Origin of the sequence: Brevibacillus sp. FSL L8-0520, assembly GCF_037963895.1 — a bacterium.
Lineage (GTDB): Bacteria > Bacillota > Bacilli > Brevibacillales > Brevibacillaceae > Brevibacillus > Brevibacillus borstelensis.
The window spans coordinates 2,521,386-2,543,842 of the sequence record NZ_CP150171.1 but is presented as its reverse complement, the minus strand read 5'-3'; the positions used below and the strand labels follow the sequence as shown (position 1 = coordinate 2,543,842).

Here is a 22,457-nt window from a genome sequence, read left to right as displayed (position 1 = left end):
GAAAGGAATGGACGACAGAGGTGCTTACTTCGCCATGGCTTCCTGACTGGCATACACGACCTCTCCGTCGATCATCGTAAGGCTCACTTGCAAATCCTTGATGGCTTCCTTCGGCACATCCAGCATTCTCCCGTTGACGACGACGAGATCGGCCAGCTTTCCCGCTTCGATGCTCCCTTTCAGCCCTTCTTCAAAGCTGGCGTACGCACCGTGAATGGTAAACATTTTGATGGCGTCCATGACGCTGACTGCTTGCTGCTCTCCTACCGTTGCCCCGTTTCTGCTCTTGCGATTGACAGCGGCATGGATGCCGACGAGAGGAGAATAGCCTGTTACCGGACAATCGGATGCACCCGCGGCGATGATGCCATTCCGGAAGAAATCACCGACCGGATACATGTATGCCGAGCGCTCTCCGAGATTTTTCAGGTAGCTCTCCCCGTACTCGTACAAAAAGGCCGGATTCGGTGTCGGAATGACACCCAGCTTTGCCATCCGCTGCACCAGATCAGGGGCGGATACGCCAGCATGCTCGATCCGATGGCGATGGTTCTGGCGAGGATGCTTTTCGAGCGCTTCTTCAAAGCAGGCGAGCAGCAGCTCAATGGCCCGGTCTCCCTGAGCGTGGGCTGTAATCTGGAATCCCTTTTCATGTGCTTCTATTAAAATCCTATTCAATTCGTCCTGGGAATAGTAGAGGATTCCACTGTCCCCCGGCCTGCTGGCAAACGGCTCGCGCATCGCCATTGTCGGCGCGATGCTGGCACCGTCGACGAACACTTTTGCCGGTCCGATTCGGAAGCGCTCGTCCCCAAGACCGGTGACAATCCCGGCATCGATGACTTTGCGGACAAAGGCGTCCGATTGATTTAGCGCGCAAATCATCGCATAGATGCGCACCTTGACATCGCCGGCCTGTACGGCCTTTTGCATGGCCCGCAAATTGTCCGGCCCGTACCCGCCTGCATCGTGCACGCTCGTGATTCCCGCGGCGACAAAGTCTTCGGAGGCGAGTCGAAGCCCTTCCCGGTACTCCTCCTCCGAAAAGGCAGCAGCCTCAAACATTTGCATATGCGCCGTCTCCACAAGCAGCCCTGTTAGTACTCCTTGTTCATCACGGTCCAATCTGCCCCCCTGCGGATCGGGCGTATGCTCGTCAAACCCTGCCCTGCGCAGTGCTTCCGTATTGACGATGGAGTGATGGGCACAGGTCCGCATGACAAAGACCGGATGCTTTTCCGAAACGCTGTCCAGCTCCTGGCGAGTCGGGAACCGCTTTTCGCGCATACGGTTCTCGTCAAAACCGCAGGCCCGCACCCACTTTCCTTCCGGTGTGCGGGATGCTTGCTCCCGCAAGGCTTCCAGCAGGTCTTCGATCGAGTCGATTCCTCTTGCCTTGCAGTCGACGCCCAGCTTGTTGGTCCCGTAAATGGTGATGTGCAGATGGGAATCAATAAAACCGGGCAGCAAGCTTTTGCCTTCCAAATCGATTACCCGTGTCAGCGGGCCTATGTATTTGCTGACTTCTTCATTCGTGCCCACTGCCGAAATACGGTTGCCGCTGACAGCAACCGCCTCCACAATGCGTTCGTACCGATCTACCGTGATCACTTGTCCGTTGAGAAATACTGTATCTGCCATAAAAAAGTCTCCTCCTTTTTGCTTATACCGGCTGGTGTGTTTCGTCTCCGGCGATGGCATCTTTCTCTCTCGCCTGAACGATACGCTGCGTAATGACATGCACCGCGAACATGACAACCAGGTTGATAAAAAGAGCGATTACTCCGACGTTCAGGTCTTTGACAACAGAGGGCAGCGAGGGAAACAGCGTCCCGACACTGACCTGGGCGATGGTCACATAAGCGACGGTCAACACCCCGCTCGCGATTCCGGCGAAAGCGCCGTATTTGTTGACGAGCGGACGTGCAGGCACGCAGAACAGCAGAGCGGGAAATAGCTGTGTAACGAGGCTGTACCCCATCAGCAGCAGGGTGACGAGCGTATCTCCTCCGCTGAGCGTAAAGTACAGGCTGATCAGCGATAAAACCGGCACCAGGCTTTTGGCAAGCCAGGGAAGCTGCTTGTCGCCCACACTTGGCAGCAGAACCTTGATCACGTTTTTCGAAAGAAGGGTCGCCGCCGTCATCAGCAGCATCGAGCCCGGAACGAGCGCTGTCAGCAAACCGGCAGCGCCGATCAGTCCGACGATCCACGGGTCAAAGGTCTGGATCGACAGCCGGAGAAGCGACAAATCGCCGTCTGCTCCTTTCAGGCCTGGCACCTGCAGGATTGCGGTAAAGCCGACGAAAAAGACGAACAGCAGCATCAGCGTATAGAGCGGAAGCATGACGGTGTTTTTTCGGAATACACGGGCGCTTTTCGCCGAAAAAATGGAACCGAACGTATGCGGCCACATGTAAAAGCCCAGCACCGTCAACAGGACGGTCGAGATAAACCAGGAAATGCTCATTCCTTCTTTGGGAAAGGTCAGGAAACCGGGATTGGCAGCGTGAACGGCTTCGAACATCGGCCTGATGCCTCCATAGTAATGATACGGCAGGTACAGACCGAGAAAGACCACGACAAAGAAGATCATGATGTCCTTGATGGCCGCAGTCCAGGCCGAGCCGTGTATGCCCGAGATCATGACGTAGGCGGTCACGGCGAGCACGCCGATCCATACAGCCGCAGAGGGAGAGATGGAGCCGTATGATGCTTCCGAGACGATGATTCCCAGCCCTTTAAACTGGAGGACCAGATAAGGAATGATCGCGAGTACGCCGACAGTCGCAACGAGGATGCCGAGAACCGGGCTTTTGTATTTGCTTACAAAAAAATCGGACTGGGAAACAAGCTTGTGTTCCTTGGCGTACCGCCAGATGGGAGGAAGCAGCCAATAGGAGAGGACGTATGCGAGCGAGATGTAGGCAAGCACATAGTAAGCCGGAGCTCCCTTGGAATAGGCCCATCCGCTGCCCCCGAGGAAGGTGAAGGTCGTATAGATTTCGCCTGCCACCAGCAAAAAGATGAAGATCGTGCCAAAGCCGCGTCCGCCTACGGTCCACTGCTCCATGTTCATGTCTTTTCCCTTTTGGGCGCGAATGCCGAAATAAAGAGCGGCAAGCAGGGATGCGAAGATGATTAACAGCGCATGGTTCATCCTTCTTCCTCCTCTCTGTTGACCGGGTCCAGCTTGTTGACAAGGGCCATGATGCCCGAGGTCAAAACGACCCACATCACGATCCAGAAAAGAACGAAAGGCATCCCCAAAACATAAGGCTCGACGCGGTTCACAAACGGGATTCCGCCGAGCATCCCAACGAACGGTACGAACCCCAACCAATCCTTCGCTTTCACTCACCCTACCCCCAATCAAATGGATGTTGGTTGCTTGCCGATCGGCCGATCGAACATGTATGGTATTATTATCGAAAGATTCAATCTTTTCCTTTGTCCACGTTTCCAGAAAGCGGATGGTTTTTTTGTTCCATTTACTAAACATGTGGAGGGATCGCATGATAACCGTACGTGAACTCATCTCTGTCGTCGGCTGGGGACCCAATGCCGTGCTGGCAGGCGAATCCTTTTTGGACAAAGAGCTTATCGCCGTTACGTCGTTTGATTCCCCCGACGGATACAAGTGGCTTCACAAAGGCGAATTTGTCCTGACAACCGGCTATCCGTTTGTCACAGACAGGCAGACGCGCGAAGCAAGGCTGCTGCGGCTAATTGACGAGCTGGCCGAGATCGGCACCCCCGGCTTTGCCATCAAGCTGGGCCGATACATCGACGAGCTCCCCGCCCGCGTCATAGAGCGGGCCAACGAAAGGCAGATGCCGATCCTCTCCTTTCCGATGGACAAGGCCTGGTCGGACATCATTATCCCTGTCGCGCACTACATAAACGCCAAGCAGCGGGAGGAGCTGGATCGGACCCATGCCATCTACGAGGTGTTTCACCGCCATCTCACCAGAAACGGCAGTGTCGAAAATTTGGCCGAGCTGCTCCACGATATCCTGCAAACGCCTGTCAGTATTTACGCCAGAACCCCCAAATGGAATTGGCATGTGCCTGCCCCTATCGAACATTCGCCCGGACTGGAAGAATTGCTGACATCGACCCGAAACGCCCGGATGCACTCGCAACTGTCCCGTTATCGCGACCAGCATCTCATTCGCTGGCTTGTACATAACAATCGCCGGGAGGGAGCTGTTGTCCTGTGGAACGTCACACGCGAGCTGTTTCCCTGGGAAAACGTTGCGCTGGAACAGACAGCTGCCCTGCTTTCGCTGGAAATCGAGCGTCACTACACCGTCGTATCGACGTACCAGCGTTTTCGCAATGATTTTCTCCAGCTTCTTGTATCCGGAAAAGAGCAATCGACTGACCTGCTCATACGCAAGGCGGAGGAGCTCGACTGGGAGCTGGCGGACCGCTATGTAGCTGCTGTCATGCAGGCTACAGCCGGTTCCGCCAGCGACATGAAGGCCTGGAGTGAGCATGAAGCTGTGCTTGAGACAATTCGGAACCACTGGGAAACCCATCGGCCCCCGATCTTGTGCGGGCTGGATCGCGAGCATCGGATATTGCTGCTCTTTCCGGTGCAGGCTGATACGGTGGTTCAGCCTTCCGAAGAGCTGCTCGCCAGCCTGGAGATGTTGATACAGAAAAACAGGCAGCGCTCCATGTCCATCGGTATTGGCCGTTCCTATCCCGGCTTGGGTGGCATTGCCCAGAGCTACCATGAAGCGGTGATCAGCTGTCGGGCTGCGAGAGAAGGTGCCCCGCCCAATTCCGTCGCGGGTGCAAAATCTGCCCTGACGATCCGCCAATTTTCGTCACTCGGCATCGAGCGTATTTTGTTTGCCGAGTCCCCCGATCAAGAAGCCCGCCAGTTGGCTGATGAGTGCCTGTCCGCGCTGGCCGAATACGACCGGGAGCGCAAGGGCCAGCTGATCGACACCCTCCGTATGTTTTTGGCCTGCGATGGCAATCACGCCGAAGCTGCCAAGAAATTGTACGTCCATAAAAACACAGTCAAATACAGGCTGCAGATCATCCGGGATTTGACTGGACTTCACCCCGAGAAAGGTCATGATCAACTGTTATTTCGTATCGCTTTGACCGCTTACAAAGACAGCCCGGTGGTGTAAAGATGCCGTCCGTTTCGCGTTCTGGAATAACTGACAGGTTCACACGATGAAATGACAAGGCTCTGCAATGAAACCTTCCGGAAAATCAAAAAACCTCTGGCCTAACTCAGACCAGAGGTTTTTGCATTTGCTCAATCGTCTTACGCGTAGTGTTGCTCGCGAAGCCGCTGGATTTCTTCGCTTTCCAGGTATTCATCGTACGTAATCATCTTGTCGATGATGCCTTTTGGCGTAAATTCGATAATCCGGTTTGCAATCGTCTGTACGAATTGATGGTCATGGGAAACGAACAGAAGTGTTCCGTCGTATTCGATCAAGCCATTGTTCAAAGCCGTAATCGACTCCAGATCCAAGTGGTTGGTCGGCTCATCCATGATCAACACGTTGGCCTGGGCCAGCATCATTTTCGCCAGCATGCAGCGGACTTTTTCTCCACCGGACAGGACGTTCGCTTTCTTCAGCGACTCGTCGCCGGAGAAGAGCATCCGGCCCAAATAGCTGCGGATAAACGTTTCATCCTGCTCTTTGGAGTACTGGCGCAGCCAATCGACCAAGGACAGGTCCGTATTGAAATACTCCGAGTTGTCTTTCGGGAAGTACGCCTGGGAGGTCGTCACTCCCCACTCAAACGTACCGCTGTCTGCTTCGACCTCTCCCATCAGGATGCGGAACAAGGTCGTTTTGGCCAGCTCATTCGGTCCGACGAACGCGACTTTGTCCCCTTTGTTGATGGTCAAATTCAGATTTTCAAACAGCTTCTCGCCTTCGAGCGTTTTGCTGAGGCCTTCGATCATCAGGAGATTCTTGCCCGCCTCCCGCTCCGGCTTGAAATTGATGTACGGATAACGGCGGCTGGACGGCTTGATGTCTTCCAAAGAAATTTTCTCCAGCAGCTTTTTCCGCGAGGTCGCCTGCTTCGACTTGGACGCATTGGCGCTGAAGCGTGCAATAAACTCTTGCAGCTCCTTGATTTTCTCTTCTTTTTTCTTGTTCTGTTCGCGGGCCATTTTCAGCGCCAGCTGGCTGGATTCGTACCAGAAGTCGTAGTTGCCGACGTACAGCTGGATTTTGCCAAAGTCGATATCCGCGATGTGCGTACAAACCTTGTTCAGGAAGTGGCGGTCATGGGATACGACGATGACGGTGTTCTCGTAATCGGCCAGAAAGTTTTCCAGCCAGCGGATCGATTCGATGTCCAGGTGGTTCGTCGGCTCGTCCAGGAGCAGGACGTGCGGATTGCCAAACAGGGCTTGTGCGAGCAAAACCCGTACTTTCTCGTTGCCCTGCAGGTCCTTCATCTGCTTGTCGTGCAGTTCTGCAGGAATTCCGAGACCTGTCAGCAACTCAGCCGCATCCGCTTCGGCCATCCACCCGTTCAGCTCTTCAAACTCGCCTTCCAACTGGGATGCGCGCATGCCGTCCGCTTCAGAAAAATCCTCTTTCATGTACAGCGCGTTCTTTTCTTCCATGATTTCGTACAGACGGCGGTGACCCATAATCACTGTTTTGAGTACTTCAAATTCATCGAATTCAAAGTGGTTTTGCTTCAAAACGGCGATCCGCTCTCCCGGCGTGATCGAAACATGTCCGCTGGTAGGCTCGATTTCACCGGAGAGGATTTTTAAAAAGGTTGATTTGCCGGCACCGTTGGCACCGATCAAACCATAACAGTTGCCGGGCGTAAACTTGATGGTTACATCTTCAAACAATGCGCGTTTTCCGTAGCGCAATGTAACATTCTGAGTACTTATCATCGCAATACCTGCCTTTTTTCACTCATTCAAACACTAATCATATCAGAAAAGAAGACTTTTCGCAAAATATCGCAAGTTGAGAAGGGACCGCCTCTCCCCGTTTGTTTTACAGCTTTTCAAGACAGTCCGGAAAAGGAGGTTTCCGTTGATAGAGATGGCCTTTCTCGGGAAAGCTATGCATGGACCCACAACGGTTTTTCGAAAGGAGGACCTAAGTCATGTCAAAGAAAAACGGCGTAAAAAATGAAATGGGAAACAAGGAAAATCCTTCTCAGACACGAGCTTCGAATACGATCAGCAAAGAAGAGACTCGTTCCAAGCAGCGCGGAGAGTAGCAATCTCTGCTGCCTGGCCTAGCAACGCTCTGCAAGCAGAACAGGAAAAGCCGGTCTATCAAAAAAAGACCGGCTGACTTTTGTTCGGGTGTCATTTTTTCTAATCGTCGCTACCGTTCGTTTGTTGCCCATTTCTTCATGGCTTGTGTCATTGTCTGTCCCTTCATTTCATGTCTACGCATGGATCAGATGTCCGCCCACGTAAAAGGCAACATGCTTCAGGTGTACATACAGCAAATCGCCGGACTGGAGGGAAAGTTCTGCAAAGCGGCGCCGGCTTACTTCGGCTTCGAAGATTTCCCCTGTATCCAACCTTCTCAGCTCAAGCCGGACTACAGAGCCCAGATTGTAAACATAGATCAGCTCCGCCGCCACGGACTGCGGATATTGCGGAGACCGGCTTACATCTACATCGTGCGGCCTTACGTAGCCGACCGCCGGCACATCGTCATCCTCGACTGCCCAATCGACGGCAAATTCCGCCTCTCCCAGCTTCACCTTGCCGTCTGCAATCCGCCCGCGAAAGAAGTTGACGCGCCCGAGGAAGCTGTACACAAACGGATTTGAGGGATTATTGTAGACCTCCTGGGGCGAACCGGTCTGCTCGACTCTCCCCTCGTTCATCACCACGACCCGGTCCGCGAGCTCCAACGCCTCTTCCTGATCGTGCGTGACAAAGACAATCGTCAGTCCCAGCTTTTCGTGCAGCCGTCTCAGCCAACGTCTGAGCTCCTGTCGCACTTTTGCATCGAGGGCACCGAACGGCTCATCCAGCAGCAAAAATTTTGGCTCCACGGCCAGCGCTCTCGCCAGCGCCACTCGTTGTCTCTGCCCCCCGGACAATTGCGAAGGGTACCGATGCGCAAGCCCTTCCAACTGCACCAGACGCAGCAATGAGTGAACCCGTTCTTTGATCTCCGCCTTGGTCGGCCTCTGCTTGCGCGGCCGGACAGTCAGTCCAAAGGCGATATTGTCAAAAATATCCATTTGCCGAAACAGGGCGTAGTGCTGAAAGACAAATCCCACTCCCCGTTCCCGCACGTCACGATGTGTATGGTCCTCTCCGTTGAAAAACACCTGGCCTGAATCGGCTGGCTCCAGCCCCGCGATCAATCGCAGTAGCGTTGTTTTGCCGGAACCAGAAGGCCCCAAGAGAGCGACCAGCTGTCCTGTCGGAATCTCCAGCTGAACGTCGCGCAGTGCAGTAAAGCTTCCATATGACTTGCTGATGCCGCAAATTTCAATACTCATGCGCTGGCCTCCCTTATGATTTCCGGCAACGCCTCGTTTTCTCGCTGCTGTCCTTCCGTTTTCCACTCGATCAGGCTTTTCAAGACGAGCGTGACCAACGCCAGGACAGCGAGCAAGGTAGCGGCAGCAAACGCGGCGACAAACTGATATTCGTTGTACAAAATCTCCACGTGGAGCGGCAGTGTATTGGTCATGCCCCTGATGTGCCCCGAGACGACGGATACCGCTCCAAATTCCCCCATCGCCCGGGCATTGCACAAAATGACTCCGTATAACAGCCCCCACTTGATATTGGGCAGGGTGATCCGCCAAAAGGTCTGCCAACCACTTGCTCCAAGCGAGATCGCCGCTTCCTCCTCATCCTTCCCTTGCGCTTCCATCACCGGTATCAACTCTCTCGCCACAAAGGGAAAGGTCACAAAGGTTGTCGCCAAAACAATTCCCGGAACAGCGAAAATAATCTTGATATCATGCGCTGCAAGCCAAGGGCCGAGAACTCCTTGCGTGCCGAACAGCAGAACAAATATCAGGCCGGAAATGACTGGAGACACGGCAAAAGGCAGATCGATCAGCGTCAAAAGCAGGTTTTTGCCTCGAAAGGAAAACTTCGCAATGGCCCAAGCCGCGGCCACGCCGAAAACAACATTGGCAGGGACACTGATCGCCGCAGTCAGCAGCGTAAGCTTGACGGCAGAAAGGGTATCCGGCTCTTTTACAGCCTGGAGAAACAAGCCGATTCCCTCGCTGAAAGCTTCGGAAAAGACGGCAATCAGCGGAACGACCAGAAACAATCCCATGAAGATCAAGGCTACTGCAATCAAGAGCCAGCGAACATACCCGGGTTCGCTCGTATCAGTCAATCCATATCCCTCCTATCGTGCAGCATCCAATTTGTTCGTCTTCCACTGAAAAAAGTTGATCACCAGCAGCATGAAAAAGGACGCGACGAGCATGACCGAAGCGATCGCCGTCGCTCCTGTATAGTCGAATTGCTCCAGCTTTGTCATGATCAAAAGCGGAACGATTTCGGTCTGGAACGGCATGTTGCCCGAGATGAAGACGACGGAGCCGTATTCGCCCAAGGCGCGGGCAAAGGCCAGGGCAAAGCCGGTCAGGATCGCCGGGAGCAAATGAGGAAGAATCACGCGCAGGAACGTTTGCAGCCGGGATGCTCCCAAGGTGGCAGCGGCTTCCTCTACCTGGCGGTCCCAATCCTGAAGAACAGGCTGTACCGTCCGGACGACAAAGGGGAGTCCGATAAAGGTCAAAGCGACAAATATCCCGACAGGCGTATACGCGATTTTCATCCCCCACGCCGCAAACAACTGACCGATCCAGCCGTTCTCCGAATATATCGAGGCAAGGGCGATACCGGCTACTGCTGTCGGCAGGGCAAACGGCAGATCGACGATACCGTCAATGAACCGTTTTCCCGGGAAGTGGTACCGTACCAGCACCCATGCGACCAGCACCCCAAATACTGCATTCATGCAAGCTGCAAAAAAGGCGGTCAAAAAGCTGACCTGAAAGGAAGCGAGGACGCGCTGGTCCGTCACCGTCAGCCAAAACTGCTCCCAGGTCATGCTGGCTGTCTGGAGAAAAAGGATCGAAAGAGGGATCAAGACAAGCAGGCTCAGGTAGACCAGCGTGTACCCAATGGTAAGCCCAAAGCCCGGTAAGATTCCTTTTGATTTCATACGTTTTCCCATGGTTGACTCTCCCGCAGGTTGACAGTTTGTTTTCTTTGCAAAGCAGCCCCCTTGCAGCAACGGAAGTGAAGGATCAATAGCTGTTCCGTCACTTTTTTTGGGCCTGATAAATCTGATCAAAAACGCCTCCGTCTGCGAAATGAACCTGCTGCGCTTTGGCCCAGCCTCCGAATACTTCCTGGATGGTAAACAGCTCAATTTCGGGGAACGGCGGCTGGTGGGCCGCTTTCACTTCGGCTAAGCGGGGCCTGTAGTAATGCTTGGCGGCAATTTCCTGTGCTTCTTTTGTATACAGAAACTGAAGGTATTCCGTCGCCAGCTCACGAGTTTGACGCTTGTCGACGTTCTTGTCGACTATGGCGACAGGAGGTTCGGCCAGTATGCTGAGCGAAGGATTGACGATGTCAAACTTGTCTTTCCCCAGTTCATTGATGGCCAGATAGGCTTCGTTTTCCCAGGCGATGAGGACATCTCCGATACCCCGCTCGACAAAAGTGGTGGTCGAGCCGCGTGCGCCGGAATCCAGGACGGGAACGTTTTTGAACAGGCGGTTCACGAAGTCCTTGGCCTTCCCTTCATCCCCATTGTTTTTCTTCAAGGCATAGCCCCATGCTGCCAGGTAGTTCCAACGGGCCCCGCCTGAGGTCTTGGGATTGGGTGTGATGACGGACACGTCCTGCTTGACCAGATCATCCCAATCCTTGATCTGCTTGGGATTCCCTTTTCGCACAAGAAACACGATCGTGGAGGTGTATGGAGAGCTGTTATCCGGCAGCCTGCTCTGCCACTCCTTGGGCATGTATCCCCGCTCAGCGATGGCATCGATATCATAGGCCAGCGCGAGAGTGACCACATCCGCTTCCAATCCGTCGATAACAGACCTCGACTGCTTGCCGGAGCCGCCATGCGACTGTTTGATGGTGACGGTTTGCCCTGTCTTTGTCTTCCAGTACTCGGCGAATCGCTGGTTGACCTCCTGATACAGCTCACGCGTCGGATCATAGGACACATTGAGCAGCTCCACCTGTGTCTGTTGTTTGCTGTCTGTTGCCGAATTCGAGGCTGTGCATCCAATCAGACCAAGACACAAAACAATGGCTACTGCATACACAGAAACGGGTCGCAAAAACCAATAACGTCCACTCATCTGACTTTCTCCTTTTCTAATTCTCAGTAAATGCATCGGAATATAATTCATTGTATTGTGGCTACTGCCTACTTTGTGTCAACTTGTTTTGGTCCAATCGCCCAATCTTTGTGCTCTCAGCCCGCCAATGTGTTCGCAGCCCGCCAATGTGTTCGCAGCCCGCCAATTTTACCGTATGTCTGACGCTTGGGCGCCGTTCATCGGACCTAGCCCGAAAATAAAAAAAAGCCGGCAAATGCCAGCTTTGTTCATGAACCGCTTATGTTGTTAAACGCTTTTCCAGCGAAGGCCGCCAGCTGTCAGCCAGCTCTTTCACCGCCAAAATCCGCCGAATGGCCTCCAGATTGTCCTTTTTGTGGTACTTGATCTGATTGATAAAAGCGACCGTCACATTATGACTGCTTTTCTCCAGCAGACGAAACTCCATATCCTGGCCGATCATTCCCGTCTCGAGCACGCGCATATAAAAGCCGCTGTACCCTGTCTGTTGAATGAGCGAGACCATGTCGCTGCGCTGCAGCCGTACATCCAGTTTGAAACAGGGCTGCCTCGGCTGGCTTACCTGCACGACTGCCTCACCCAATTGAAAAATGTCGCCGATAGACACGGTGGACTCGTCCAACCCGCGAACTGTCACATTTTCACCAAATGCACCGGGAGCCAGCTCCTGACCAAGCTTCTCCTCCCAGAACGAATAATGATCGTAGCTGTACACCATCAATGCTTTGTCCTTGCCGCCGTGAAAGCGGCGATCGGCTTGTCCGTCCCCGTCGAGCTGTTCCCAATCCAGAAATCTGCGATCCGTGACGGGGTATTTCCAAATTGCCGTACTTACTTCTTTGCCATTATGCATGACCGTTTGCGGCTTGCCCACATTGATGGATACCAGTTGCATCTCTCTCGCTCGTCCTTCCAGTTTTTTCATTATTGTACCACAGATGACGGTTCGGGCCCTTTGTCTGAATCTACCGATAATTACTCACTCTCGCTTCCGTCAGCCGCATCGTTTATGATGATAGAAAGAAGGAGTTGATTGGTGTGATTACCGTTTTGATCAAACATCCCCACGAGGATGTCGCCCCGATACAAATCAAGGATACCGACGATGTCACCCGGCTCGTCGGCGGCGACTTCGAGGTGCTTGCGGATGATCGTCTGGACGGAGTATCTCTGCTCGTAAACGAGGACTTGCGCGGAGTGGCAGCGAACAATTTTCCGGTCACGACAGACGGTTTCCTCGACTGGGTGTATGGTCCCTGCGTATTTGTAAAAGCGGATGGCACCTCTCTGACGGACGAGGACATGGAGAAGATCCGGAAGTACCTTGCCTCGCACGTATAAAGAACAACACCCCGAGGGAGAAAAAGACCCTGGAGCAGGCAGTGATGTCCAATAGGCATCCTGCCGTCTTCAGGGTCTTTTCATCTATCTATTCTTTCCTCCTACTGTACGCCGCTGCTGCCGAAGCCGCCCGCTCCGCGTTCAGTTTCGTCCAGCTCCTCCACTACCTCGAAGTCAGCTATCGGCACAATCGCCAGCACTCCCTGCGCGATCCGGTCTCCCTTGCGGATGAGATAGGCGTGGCGGTCCACTTCCCGATCTACTTCAACCGGCTTGTCGCTGACGTCCATACACGTTTTGCCGCTCTCGCCAGACGGTGTGCGGATATTGTCGATCAGGACGCATACTTCCCCGCGGTAGCCGGCATCAACAGTACCTGGAGCGTTGCTGATCCGCAGCTTTGACTTTGCGCTGATTCCGGAACGCGGGCGAACCTGCAGCTCATATCCATCGGGCAGGGCAAAGGCCAGCCCGGTCGGAATTTTGGCTGTCTCCCCTGGCAGAATAATCACATCTTCGACTGCTACAAGATCAAATCCCGCGTCGAAGGCACGGGCGTATCTCGGAATGACGGCATCTGCATGCAGTTGTTTGATCTTCACAGGAGCCACAGGCCGTTTAAACGTGTTTGTCATTTCTCGTCTCTCCTTTGCTGACTGGTGCGGATTAGAGGTCGCCCAGGTTCAATCCGCTCGATTTAGTATAATTGGTCACCTTTTGCTCGAAGAAGTCGGTCTTGGTTTGATTCAGGTTGGCGAAGCTGTCTACCCATTTCATCGGGTGCTCCAGGTGATCAGGGTACAGAATCTCCAAATCGAGTCCTTTTAGACGCTGGTTGGCCAAATATTTGATATAGCGCTCCAAAATGTCGTTGTTGATTCCGAGAATTTCATTGTTGGTCACATACTGTCCCCAGCGGATTTCGTGAGAGGCAGCCGTATGGAACATGCCGCGCAGCTCTTCGATCAATTCAGGCGTAAAGATATCCGGGTTCTCTGCCCGCAGCTCGCGGAACATGTTCTGGAACAACACCACGTGTGTAAGCTCGTCCCGCTGGATGTATTTGATCATCGTCGCGGTTCCCGTCATTTTTCCTTGACGCGCCAGCGTGTAAAAGAAAGAGAAGCCGGAGTAAAAATAGAGCGATTCCAGCAAGTAGTTGGCGATTACGGTTTTGACGAAGTTCACGTCATTCGGATTGTCGACGAACTGCTGGTACAAATCGGCGATGAACTTGTTTCGCTCCATCAGGTGAACGTCATTGCGCCATTCGTCGTAAATATTGTCTCGCGTTTGCGGGGAACATACCGAATCCAGTACGTAGCTGTACGACTGCGCGTGAATCTCCTCCTGGAATGTCTGGATATTCAATAGGGAGCAGACCTCCGGCGCCGTCACATAGTCGGAGATGTTCGGCAAATTGACCGATTGGAGCGAGTCCAAAAAGTTCAGGAACGAGATCGTCTTGTCAAAAGCCCTTCGCTCGGCCGGAGAGAGCGAGTCGAATTGCTTGGCGTCGTTTGCGAGCGGCACCTCTTCCGGAATCCAGAAGTTGTTGAGCATCGTCCGATACAGCTTGGCAGCCCACGGATACTTGATCCGGTTCCACTCTCTTAGGTTGGTGGTGTTTCCGCCGATCATGCGCTGCGTGCCGCGCTGGCCTTCTTCATTGAATAAACGCTTTTTTTCCAGTTGCATGCGTGTTCACACTCCTATGAGCAAGTAACGTCCCCGGCCTGTCGGACCGGGGAGTCAGGTTTGCTCTTTTGATTTTGTTTGTTATGCCGAGCAGCTTACACAGTCCTCTACTTCAACAGATTGATTGCGGACGTAGTAAATCGTCTTCAATCCGTTTTCCCACGCCTGTATGTACAGGTCGAGAAATTCGGGCGCTGTGATTTGCGGCGTGATGTACAGGTTGAACGATTGGGCCTGGTCAATGTGGACCTGTCTCGCTCCGGCTGCACGGATCGACCACTGCTGATCGATGCGATGGGCCTCCTTGTAGTAAAAGAATGTGTTTTCATTCAGATTCGGCGCCGTTTGCGGGATGTTTCCGCTGCGCTTTTCCTCTACGAAAAACTTTGCGTAAACCGGATCGGTAGACGCTGTGGAGCCAGCGATCAGGCTGGTCGTGCCCGTCGGCGCCACGGCAAAGGTCCAGGCATTGCGCATGCCGTACCGGGCGACATCCTCTTTCAACGAAGCCCACCGTTCATCCGTGTAGCCTCTCCGTTCGAAGTACTCTCCGGTCTGCCATTCGCTGCCTTCAAATACGCGATACGTTCCCTTTTCGCGTGCCAGCTCCATCGATGTTTTAATCGCTTGATAAGCAATTTCCTCGTACAGCTTGTCGGCCGCCTCTATGTGCTCTTCGCTCTCCCACTTGATTCCGTTTTGTGCCAGGTACTGATGGTAGCCGCTCGTTCCGAGACCCACCGCACGGTATTTCTGGTTGGTGGCTTCCGCCTGCTTTACCGGATAGTAGTTCAAATCAATCACATTGTCCAGCATCCGCATCTGGATCGGGACGATTCGGGCAATGTCCTCTGTTGATTGCAAGCGTCCCAGATTCAGCGAGGAAAGGTTGCAGACGACGAAATCGCCCGGTCTGTAACGGTATACGACCTCTCCGTCCTCCAGCTCTTCGCTGACGAACACGGTCGGGCTCATGTTCTGCATGATCTCCGTGCAGAGGTTGGAGGAGTACACCATGCCTGCATGCTTGTTTGGATTTGCTCTGTTTACCGTATCGCGGAAAAAGATGAACGGCGTTCCCGTTTCAAAAGCGCTGGCCATGATGCGCTTCATGATCTCAATGGCCGGTATCTCCGTCTTGATCGTCAGCTTCTCTTCCTGGACGCACAGCTCGTAGCGGCGGGCGAACTCTTCACCGTAGGAGTCCTCCAGAGAGAAACCCATCACCTCGCGAACCTCATGCGGATCGAACAAATACCACATGCCCCGCTCTTTTACGCGCTCCATGAACAGGTCGGGAATGCACACGCCCGGGAAAATATCATGGGCTTTCATCCGGTCGTCTCCGTTGTTTGTTTTAAGCAAGAGGAAGTCGAGGATGTCTGCATGCCATACATCCAGGTAGATAGCGAATGCTCCTGCCCGTGTACCGAGCTGATCGACGCTGATCGCAATCTGGTTGTAGAGCCTTGTCCACGGCACAATGCCGCCGGAAGCTCCCTTGTGTCCGCGAATGGACGAGCCGCGGCTGCGCACTTTCCCCAGATAAATGCCGACACCGCCGCCGAATTTGGAGACCATGGAGGTCGCACCGGCCGTATTCATAATTCCTGAGAGAGAGTCATCTACCGTGTCGATGAAGCATGACGACAGCTGGTGATGTGGCGTTCCCGCGTTGGCGAGCGTCGGCGTGGCGACGGTGATCTCCAGCTTGGACAAGATGTCGTAGAAGTCCTTGGCGTGTTTCAGCTTGTCCTGCTCCTTCATCGCCAGGTGCATCGCAATGATCATGAACCGCTCCTGGGGCAGCTCCATGACCCCTTTGTCGTAGTCTTTGATCAAATAGCGGTCAGCCAGCAGGCGAAGTCCGGCGTAGTTGAACAGCTCGTCCCTCTCCGGCTTTAGATAAGCCTGCAGCTCTTGAATCTCTTCATCACTGTACGTTTCCAGCAAATACGAACCGTACAGTCCTTTTTCAGTCAATGTATGTACCAACTCAGTAAAGTCGCCGTAGCCAAAATGGCCGCGGTATCCGCGATTGATCGCTGCGTCCTTGTACAAATCGTAAGCGAGCAGTCTGGCTGCCACGAATTGCCATTCCGGAGTTTCCACGCTGGTCTTTTCCACAGCGGTCTGCATCACGATCCGCTGAATCTCTTTGGTGGTCATCCCATCGCGAAATTGAATGCAAGCATCCATCTCCAGCTCAAGCGGATCGCATGCCGGATAGTCCTTGCAAGCATAGCCGATCACTTTTTTCAGCTTGTCGATGCGCAGGTCTTCCTGCTCTCCGTTTCGTTTCACTATTTGAATGGTGGTAACAGCGTTCATGCCGCAACTCCTTACTCCCCCGTAATTTTCTCTCTGGTAGAATTGGGTATAATGACGGGATCAATATTTGGTAGATTTTGAGTCTCAAAACCTTTTATCAGTGTACAAGAGACCACTATATATAGCAAGGGATTAAATTTTTCGACAAATCAAATACTATATATTGATTACATCCATCTCTGCGTGTATGTACCACAAGACGAAGAAAAAAGATACAGGACAAGAGTCTCATTTCTGGTTGACTTGTCATCGCTATGCTTGAATGTCCCTTTCGTTTCAGGAGCAGACAATAAAACCGCCTCTACCAAAAATGTAGAAGCGGGTTCGATTTACTCACTGATATACTTACGCGATCCGTATTTCTGTGTCCACTTTTCCCTCCACTCCGGGAACGAAAGCCCGGTCACTTCCTCCAGCGTCTTCCCGTCGAGGCTGTAGGGACCGCCTGCCAATGGTTCTTTTGAGTCCGGCATAGAGGTGCCGCCGATTACTTCAGTGCCGCTGGTCATCAAGACGATGACTGTCTTGTCGTATTCGTCATTCGGAAGCTCCAGATCGAGCGGATGGTTGGATACGATGAACCTGTACAGGCTGATTTCTTTTCCCAGATAATCATCGGGGTTTACTGCCTGATAAGCCCATGCGTGGCTCCCGTCATTAGCCAGATAATCCTTTGTTAAGGTGTACGAGGAGACCAAGCCTTGGCTGGCTTCGATCTTGTATCCTTTGGCGTTGAGAAAGTCGACGGCAAACGTCGGAGCATCCGCTAGAGGAGCATTTGTCGCTTGCGCTTCGTCCTCCTTGTTTGCGATCGATGAAAAAGCGAGATTCGCCAGTGCCAGCAGGACGATGATTGCGAGCGCATAGAGGATCGGCTTTATCGTCCTCTGCCGCTTTGCCGTTACTTCCGGCTCATCCTGACCAAGTCTCCCTCTCTTATTTTCCGTGTTTTCCTTTTTGTCTGACTTCATGTGCGCTATCCCCCCACATGTACGAAAAAGTATCGCCGGCTTATATTTCTAAGCTTTCCAATGGCTTGCAATTGCCTTCATAGGCTTAGACGCAAGCCACCCTCCTTTTCGTTTCCACATGCTGCCAAGTTTTCCTCTCCACTTTCACAATCAGAGTCGATTGTCAAAAAAAAAATCATTTCCATCCAGCCTTTTTCTCAGCAAAATCTTTTTACCTGTGCTATAATCACGGTTGCACCATTAAAATCAAATAGACTGGAAAGGGTGAATTGTACATTGCAAGTACAAAAACCGTATCGCGTTTTGCTTTACTACAAGTATGTCCATCTCGACAATTACGAGGAGTATGCAGCTGAGCATCTCGCTTTTTGCAAAGAACTCGGCCTGAAGGGACGCATCATCGTTGCCCCTGAAGGATTGAACGGAACTGTTTCCGGAACCGTGGAACAAACCGACGCTTACATGGAATTTGTCCGAAAAGATCCGCGTTTTGCGGACATCTGGTTTAAAATAGATGAAGCCGACGGACACGCTTTCAAAAAGATGTTCGTTCGTGCGAAAAAAGAATTGGTAACCTGGCGTCTCAAGGATGATTTCCATCCGACTGAACTGACCGGAAAATACTTGAGCCCGAAAGAATTTTATGAAATGCTCCAGCGTGACGACGTCGTCGTACTGGACGGCCGCAATGAATTCGAATACGAGCTTGGCCACTTCCGCGGAGCGATTCGTCCGAAAGTCGAATCTTCCCGCGAGTTTCCCGAGTGGATTCGCGAGAACATGAGCCAATTCAAGGACAAAAAGGTTCTCACCTACTGCACAGGCGGTATCCGCTGTGAAAAATTGACCGGTGTTCTGATGAAGGAAGGCTTTGAAGAGGTGTACCAGCTTCATGGCGGCATTGTCACTTACGGAAAAGACCCTGAGGTGAAGGGACGTCTGTGGGACGGCAAGTGCTACGTATTCGACGAGCGCATCTCCGTCAAGATCAACCAGACAGAAGAAGATGTCGTGATCAGTTCCTGCTACTACTGCGGGAAGCCGGAAGACCGCTATGTCAACTGTGCCAACCCGTTCTGCAACAAGCAGCACTTCTGCTGCACCGAGTGTGAAGTCAAATACAAGCGCTCCTGCTCCGACGAGTGCCGCGAGCATCCGCGCAACCGATACGTCGAAGAAGAAAAAGCCAACCTGCAAGCGGCTGGCGCAAAGGAATAAATATGTGAGGCTGATCGTCGAAAAGATGATCAGCCTTTTCGTTTTTTACAGACCTGCCCTCTTTCCTCTCTCTCAAAAAGGTTTTCTGACCTTCCGTCCCGAAGATTTACATAATACAAATGACCTTATGAAAGGGGGAGTTCCAATGAATGATCTGCTGGAAGCCGGTATTCGAACACTGCAAAAGGCGCTTGCCGGCGGCTTCACGACAAGCAGAGAACTCACTCTTGCCTATTTGGAGCGCATAGCAGCCCATGATAAACGAGGAGCGGGCCTGAATGCCATTTCTGAGCTTAATCCCGATGCCTTGCATATCGCCGACGCTTTGGACAGAGAGCGGCTGATCCGCGGACCACGCAGCCCGTTGCATGGCATTCCCGTCTTGATCAAAGACAATATTGCGACAGCCGATCAGATGCATACGTCAGCAGGCTCGCTTGCCCTCGCAGACTCCTACGCCGGACGCGATGCATTCGTCGTGCAGCAGTTGCGATCAGCCGGAGCGATTATTCTCGGCAAGACAAACATGACCGAGTGGGCCAATTTCATCTCGACTGCCATGCCCAACGGCTACAGCTCGCGCGGTGGACAGGTACGCAACCCATACGGCCCCGGTCGATTTGACACGGGAGGCTCCAGCTCCGGTTCGGGAGCCGCCATCGCAGCAGGCTTTGCTGCCGCTGCAGTCGGGACAGAAACGTCAGGCTCGATCCTCAATCCATCTGCCAACCACTCGCTTGTCGGAATCAAACCAACATTGGGTCTTGTCAGCCGAACAGGAATCATCCCGATCGCCACGAGCCAGGATACGGCTGGACCGATGGCCCTTTGCGTTGAAGATGCAGCGATTCTGCTTGGTGCATTGACAGGAGTAGACAGCGAGGATCCTGCTACGGGAGCAAGCGCGGGACGCTCATATACGGACTACACCCCGTTTTTGGACAAAAGCGGCTTGCGCGGCGCTCGCATCGGCGTCGTCCGTACTTTTGCCGACGACGTGATGACAGATGACCAAAGGCCATTATTTGAAGCGGTCCTTCGCATTCTTCAGGAGCAGGGAGCAATATTGGTCGAGAATATCCGCATTCCCTCCGAACAGGAAACATGGGACTCTAGTGTTCTCTACTACGAGTTTAAATCAGGCGTAAACGCTTATTTGTCCCGACTTCCCGCCTCTTTTTCCATACGAACGCTTGGCGACATAATCGAATGGAACAAGGAAAACGCTGATGCAGCCTTGCGCTACGGCCAAGACATCCTGGAAAAAGCGGATCAAACGGGCGGCAGCTTGACTGAAGCGGAATACTTGGACAGTCGCCTCCGGGATCTGAGGCAATCCCGCACGGAAGGATTGGACGCTGCTTTTGACCAGCACCAATTGGACTGCCTGCTCTTCCCCCATGATTTTGGCGCGGATATCGCTGCCAAGGCCGGATACCCCTCCATCTCCCTGCCTGCCGGCTATGAACCATCAGGGAATCCATTCGGCATCATGTTTACGGGCAGAGCGTACAGCGAGCCTCTTCTGATCCGCATCGGGTACTCGTTTGAACAGGCGAGCTTGCTGCGGGTTCCGCCTCAATTACAAGGGTAGCCAGCAACTGCCTAAAAAACAAACAGGGCTTGTCTGGACGGTCTTATGACCCTGTCCAAACCAGCCCCGTTTTGTTACTCACAAGAACAGTCCTATCTGTTCTACATCGTTTTTAGCGAGGATTCCGCCTTGTTCAGCTTGTCCTGGAACAATTCCCCCAGAATGCTGACATCCGCTTCCCAGCTGTTGTCACCGTATTGGATCGTCGCCTTCGAATCTCCCTTTTTCCCCGTAATCTGGATGCTCTTTGTCTTCATTACATAGCTGCCGTCCTCGTGGAACGTGATCGCCGCATCCTTCAGCTCCTTCTCCAGCAACGGAACGACGGTCTTCTCCAAGGCGCCCTGCGTCGTCTGAACGGCAGACCGCCCCATATCGATCACCTGTTCGGGGGAAAACTCAAAAACGAGTACGAGTATGACACCGATCGCGACCACGACTGAGACGATCCGAAACAAACTCTTCACAATCATTTGCAGGATCACAATAACCAGTACAGCGCCTACCGCGATCGGCCAGTAATCTGTTGCCAATTGGATCAGCTGCTCCATGTCGATCAACTCCTTCTTTCCCATTCTGTCCAAAAGGGAGCGCGGCTAAATCATCTTTTCGAAAGCTTGCTGGTCAAAAGCGAATCTAAGCTGCACGTTCTGTTATCAATTACGAATAAGAGGCCTGTTTGTTACAAAAATACGATTCCACGCCCCATTTTTTGCGAGAAACAGAAGCAAGCACCGGACAGTCGTTCTCCCTTTTGCCGATGCTCTCATACCCAAGGACGCTCCTCATAGCCAGGGACGCTATTCAATGGAAAAACGGCGCTGTGATCGCGCCGCTTTGTCAGTTGGTTGCCGCTCTTTTTCCCGACTGGGTCTTTGCTAGATGCATGGCGTACTGGATCGGTCTTTTGATTGCGTCCTTGTATTGGCCAAGCATGCCCATTTCGCGGAAGATTTCTCTTCCCGGCTTCGGATTTACCTCAATCAACCATGCGCGTCCCTTGACATCGATCCCGATGTCCAATCCCATCTCCATCATGCGCCCAAAGTGATTTTCCAGCGTCTCGACTGTCTGGTACGCTAGCTGCTCACAATCTCGTATAATTTCATTCGTCTTTTGCTCGCCAAATGTAGCTGCAAGGAACGACTTCACGGGAACCGCCCTGCCGCCGCCGTGGAGATTGGAGGTGGCGCTCTTCGCTCCGCCGACCCGCATCCCCGCGCCTGTAATGCTCCACAAGCCCTCTCCGTTTTTCTGGATCAGAAGCCTCATGTCGACAGCCCTGCCGGGTACCAGATTAAGATAAAGCCCTTGCTGTACGATGTACTTGTCGCGGGTTGCCCAGCTTTTCACTCTGGCTTGGACAGACTCCAGCTGCTTGATCACCATGGACACCTTGGCCCGCTGCTTATCCCTTCCCAGCAGATGGTAGCCCTGCGAGGTCTTTTCGACACTGAGGATATTGCGTCCGCCCGTTCCATTTGCCGGCTTCACATAGAGCAACGGGTGGCGCGCCAACATTTTCTGCAAGTTAAGCCGATTGTACAGAACCGTTTCCGGCAGCCACCGGTGCATCCGGCTGTCTTTCACCAGTACCTCGTGAACCTTCCACTTGTTCGCGAGCCGATTGTTTGTATACAACAGGTCGCTTGTTCGGCGGAATGCCACATACCGTTTGAAAGCGTCTGTCGGCGTGTAGCGATACCGGTCGATCACGGCATCCGGTCGGGGAAAGATTCGCGCCTGCCAGCCGCGAGCCGCAGGGATGAATCCGCGAATTTGCTTTCCGTTTGCCGATACGTCCGGGGGCGAGAACAAAAACACGGTACACCCGAGCTCCTCCCCTGCCCGAATCATTTTGCGAAAATAGCTCGGTTCTGCAAAAGACTTGCCCTCCCGCCAGGTCAGTATGCCAATAATGGGTCGTTTCATCTCAACACCCTTTCTGCTTCCTT

19 protein-coding genes are annotated in these 22,457 nt (G+C 53.1%); 4 read left to right on the top strand and 15 right to left on the bottom strand.

Features of this window, described 5'->3' with window-relative positions; all coding sequences use genetic code 11:
• Window positions 1-24: 24 nt before the first annotated feature.
• From NSQ24_RS12685 to NSQ24_RS12675, 3 genes are read right to left on the bottom strand one after another with little or no spacing between them, the layout of a single operon-like run.
• Complete coding sequence (locus tag NSQ24_RS12685) at window positions 25-1,641, bottom strand: amidohydrolase (RefSeq protein ID WP_339167926.1); 1,617 nt, start codon at window positions 1,639-1,641, stop codon at window positions 25-27.
• A 22-nt stretch (window positions 1,642-1,663) separates the two neighbouring features.
• Window positions 1,664-3,160, bottom strand: coding sequence for a sodium:solute symporter (locus tag NSQ24_RS12680; protein ID WP_003386983.1), 1,497 nt, complete (start codon window positions 3,158-3,160; stop codon window positions 1,664-1,666).
• Entirely contained in the window at window positions 3,157-3,357 is a 201-nt protein-coding gene (locus NSQ24_RS12675; RefSeq protein ID WP_003386984.1) for a DUF3311 domain-containing protein, read from the bottom strand. The genes NSQ24_RS12680 and NSQ24_RS12675 overlap by 4 nt, the downstream gene beginning before the upstream one ends.
• 158 nt (window positions 3,358-3,515) lie before the next feature.
• Between NSQ24_RS12675 and NSQ24_RS12670 the strand changes: the two genes are divergently transcribed.
• Window positions 3,516-5,153: a PucR family transcriptional regulator ligand-binding domain-containing protein gene (locus NSQ24_RS12670; protein WP_003386985.1), complete on the top strand. Its 1,638-nt coding sequence runs from the start codon at window positions 3,516-3,518 to the stop codon at window positions 5,151-5,153.
• A 140-nt stretch (window positions 5,154-5,293) separates the two neighbouring features.
• Here the strand turns inward: NSQ24_RS12670 and NSQ24_RS12665 are convergent, their stop codons facing one another.
• The 6 genes from NSQ24_RS12665 to NSQ24_RS12640 all read right to left on the bottom strand — a co-directional run bounded on the left by NSQ24_RS12665 (window position 5,294) and on the right by NSQ24_RS12640 (window position 12,244).
• Entirely contained in the window at window positions 5,294-6,907 is a 1,614-nt protein-coding gene (locus tag NSQ24_RS12665) for an ATP-binding cassette domain-containing protein (RefSeq protein WP_003386987.1), read from the bottom strand.
• 509 nt (window positions 6,908-7,416) lie between these two features.
• Window positions 7,417-8,493, bottom strand: coding sequence for a sulfate ABC transporter ATP-binding protein (locus NSQ24_RS12660; protein WP_003386989.1), 1,077 nt, complete (start codon window positions 8,491-8,493; stop codon window positions 7,417-7,419).
• Window positions 8,490-9,353 carry a sulfate ABC transporter permease subunit CysW gene (gene cysW / locus NSQ24_RS12655; RefSeq protein WP_031933284.1) on the bottom strand — a complete coding sequence of 288 codons (864 nt, stop codon included), beginning with the start codon at window positions 9,351-9,353 and terminating at the stop codon, window positions 8,490-8,492. Before cysW ends, NSQ24_RS12660 begins: the two co-directional genes overlap by 4 nt.
• A 12-nt stretch (window positions 9,354-9,365) precedes the next feature.
• A complete protein-coding gene (gene cysT / locus NSQ24_RS12650) occupies window positions 9,366-10,202 on the bottom strand; it encodes a sulfate ABC transporter permease subunit CysT (protein WP_003386991.1) in 837 nt (278 codons plus the stop codon).
• Between the two features lie 88 nt (window positions 10,203-10,290).
• The gene (locus NSQ24_RS12645; protein ID WP_039071325.1) at window positions 10,291-11,349 is read right to left on the bottom strand and encodes a sulfate ABC transporter substrate-binding protein; all 1,059 of its coding nucleotides are present in this window, start codon (window positions 11,347-11,349) and stop codon (window positions 10,291-10,293) included.
• A 259-nt stretch (window positions 11,350-11,608) separates the two neighbouring features.
• Window positions 11,609-12,244 carry an MOSC domain-containing protein gene (locus tag NSQ24_RS12640; protein ID WP_003386993.1) on the bottom strand — a complete coding sequence of 212 codons (636 nt, stop codon included), beginning with the start codon at window positions 12,242-12,244 and terminating at the stop codon, window positions 11,609-11,611.
• A 143-nt stretch (window positions 12,245-12,387) separates the two neighbouring features.
• Between NSQ24_RS12640 and NSQ24_RS12635 the strand changes: the two genes are divergently transcribed.
• On the top strand, window positions 12,388-12,690 hold the full coding sequence (locus NSQ24_RS12635) for a hypothetical protein (RefSeq protein WP_003386994.1): 303 nt from the start codon (window positions 12,388-12,390) through the stop codon (window positions 12,688-12,690).
• A 101-nt stretch (window positions 12,691-12,791) separates the two neighbouring features.
• Here the strand turns inward: NSQ24_RS12635 and NSQ24_RS12630 are convergent, their stop codons facing one another.
• The 4 genes from NSQ24_RS12630 to NSQ24_RS12615 all read right to left on the bottom strand — a co-directional run bounded on the left by NSQ24_RS12630 (window position 12,792) and on the right by NSQ24_RS12615 (window position 17,690).
• Window positions 12,792-13,325, bottom strand: coding sequence for a deoxyuridine 5'-triphosphate nucleotidohydrolase (locus tag NSQ24_RS12630; protein WP_003386995.1), 534 nt, complete (start codon window positions 13,323-13,325; stop codon window positions 12,792-12,794).
• 31 nt (window positions 13,326-13,356) lie between these two features.
• Window positions 13,357-14,388: a ribonucleotide-diphosphate reductase subunit beta gene (locus NSQ24_RS12625; protein WP_003386996.1), complete on the bottom strand. Its 1,032-nt coding sequence runs from the start codon at window positions 14,386-14,388 to the stop codon at window positions 13,357-13,359.
• 81 nt (window positions 14,389-14,469) lie between these two features.
• Window positions 14,470-16,719 carry a ribonucleoside-diphosphate reductase subunit alpha gene (locus tag NSQ24_RS12620; RefSeq protein WP_172921110.1) on the bottom strand — a complete coding sequence of 750 codons (2,250 nt, stop codon included), beginning with the start codon at window positions 16,717-16,719 and terminating at the stop codon, window positions 14,470-14,472.
• A 329-nt stretch (window positions 16,720-17,048) separates the two neighbouring features.
• Window positions 17,049-17,690, bottom strand: coding sequence for a hypothetical protein (locus tag NSQ24_RS12615; protein ID WP_003386999.1), 642 nt, complete (start codon window positions 17,688-17,690; stop codon window positions 17,049-17,051).
• Between the two features lie 276 nt (window positions 17,691-17,966).
• Here NSQ24_RS12615 and NSQ24_RS12610 point away from each other — a divergent pair, with 276 nt between their 5' ends.
• Together NSQ24_RS12610 and NSQ24_RS12605 are read left to right on the top strand one after the other, a co-directional pair.
• The gene (locus NSQ24_RS12610) at window positions 17,967-18,908 is read left to right on the top strand and encodes a rhodanese-related sulfurtransferase (protein ID WP_339167924.1); all 942 of its coding nucleotides are present in this window, start codon (window positions 17,967-17,969) and stop codon (window positions 18,906-18,908) included.
• A gap of 145 nt (window positions 18,909-19,053) precedes the next feature.
• The gene (locus tag NSQ24_RS12605) at window positions 19,054-20,502 is read left to right on the top strand and encodes an amidase family protein (RefSeq protein ID WP_031933281.1); all 1,449 of its coding nucleotides are present in this window, start codon (window positions 19,054-19,056) and stop codon (window positions 20,500-20,502) included.
• Between the two features lie 101 nt (window positions 20,503-20,603).
• Here the strand turns inward: NSQ24_RS12605 and NSQ24_RS12600 are convergent, their stop codons facing one another.
• Window positions 20,604-21,053 (bottom strand): hypothetical protein, encoded by a 450-nt coding sequence (locus NSQ24_RS12600; protein WP_024985026.1) that lies wholly within the window; start codon window positions 21,051-21,053, stop codon window positions 20,604-20,606.
• Window positions 21,054-21,342: 289 nt separating this feature from the next.
• Window positions 21,343-22,434: a YheC/YheD family protein gene (locus NSQ24_RS12595; protein ID WP_003387003.1), complete on the bottom strand. Its 1,092-nt coding sequence runs from the start codon at window positions 22,432-22,434 to the stop codon at window positions 21,343-21,345.
• Window positions 22,435-22,457: the final 23 nt, after the last annotated feature.